This is a genomic window from Parasphingomonas puruogangriensis, assembly GCF_036663635.1.
Taxonomy (GTDB): Bacteria; Pseudomonadota; Alphaproteobacteria; order Sphingomonadales; family Sphingomonadaceae; genus Sphingomonas.
In genome coordinates this window covers 1-1,000 of record NZ_JAXOJI010000047.1, presented here as the reverse complement: position 1 = coordinate 1,000, position 1,000 = coordinate 1, and the positions used below count along the sequence as shown (strand labels likewise).

Below are 1,000 nucleotides of genomic sequence, written 5' to 3'. Positions count from 1 at the left end.
CATGTTCGGTGATGTCGAGGCCTTCGCGTTCGGCATCTTCGGCAGGACGCAGACCCATGGTCAGCTTCAGCCCGTAGAACAGGACAGCGGAGACAACTGCCGTCCAAACAACGGTGGTGCCAACAGCCCAGATTTGAGTCATCACTTGGCCAGCCATGTCGTATTCGCCCGGAACCGCCGGGAATACGGTATAGTCGAACCAGCCCTGACCGCCCAAAGCGGGGTCAGCGACGATGCCGGTGCCAATGGCGCCGACGATGCCGCCGATGCCGTGGACACCAAAGACGTCGAGCGTGTCATCATAGCCAAGCTTGTTCTTCACATAAGCGACAAACACATAGCAGAGGCTTGATGCGGCAAAGCCAAGCAGGATCGAGGTCATCGGCGCCGCAAATCCGCTGGCTGGTGTAATTGCAACGAGGCCTGCCACTGCTCCGGTTACCGCGCCAAGCAACGAAGGCTTGCCATGGTGGAACTGTTCGATCAGGCACCATGCAACCGCAGCGGCAGCCGTGGCGACAAAGGTGTTGATGAATGCAAGTGCCGCAAGGCCGTTTGCTTCAAGGTTGGAGCCCGCGTTGAAGCCGAACCAGCCCACCCACAACAGGGACGCGCCAATCATGGTCATGGTCATCGAATGCGGCGGCGTGGCTTCCTTGCCGTGGCCAATACGCTTGCCGACGATCAGACAGCCAACAAGGCCGGCGATACCTGCGTTGATGTGGACGACGGTGCCACCGGCGAAATCAAGCGCGCCCCAGCCCCACAACAGACCCATATCGGTGGGTGCATCGACGAGAAAGTCAGGACCAGCCCAATACCAGACCATGTGCGCAATCGGGAAATAGGCGAAGGTCAGCCACAATACCGTGAAGATCATCAGCGGCGTGAACTTGATCCGCTCCGCAAACGCACCGACGATCAAAGCCGGCGTGATGCAGGCAAAGGTCATCTGGAACACCACGAACGCATATTCGGGGATGTAGACATTATTGCTGAA

The 1,000-nt window shown here is 58.6% G+C and carries 1 protein-coding gene; it reads right to left on the bottom strand.

Annotated elements, in window-relative coordinates:
• A partial coding sequence (locus tag U1739_RS21100) for an ammonium transporter (RefSeq protein ID WP_332710580.1) occupies nt 1-1,000 on the bottom strand: 1,000 nt, incomplete at both ends.